General features: G+C 71.3%; 1 protein-coding gene. It reads right to left on the bottom strand.

Annotation, left to right across the window (positions count from 1 at the left end):
- A partial coding sequence (locus RYX56_RS22245; protein ID WP_317124103.1) for a hypothetical protein occupies positions 1-213 on the bottom strand: 213 nt, incomplete at its 3' end.
- Positions 214-275: the final 62 nt, after the last annotated feature.

Raw genomic sequence — 275 nt, 5'->3', positions numbered from 1 at the left:
GTCGCAGCCATCGACCGGCCACGGCGACGACGCGCGACGCATGAGGGTCGCGCAGCCGTCGATCCTGCTCGCTCGCAGATGGCGCTCACAGCGCTCTCCGACCTCGGTTGTTGCACGTGCGCCGGAGCGAGCGCTCGGCAGCAGGCGCCGATCGGCAGCGTGCCGCCCGACGCACTCGGTGCGGCTGCACGCTGCTTCGACCACCTGCGACATCGCGACGCCCCGCCTTCTTGAAGATCTTGCTCGAGCTGCTCGGCGCAGCAGCGGGGCGTGCA

Origin of the sequence: Alkalihalophilus lindianensis (assembly GCF_032843265.1) — a bacterium.
Lineage (GTDB): Bacteria > Bacillota > Bacilli > Bacillales > Bacillaceae_D > Alkalihalophilus > Alkalihalophilus lindianensis.
Note: the sequence above shows the minus strand (reverse complement) of the source record. Positions and strands in the feature narration are given on the sequence as shown.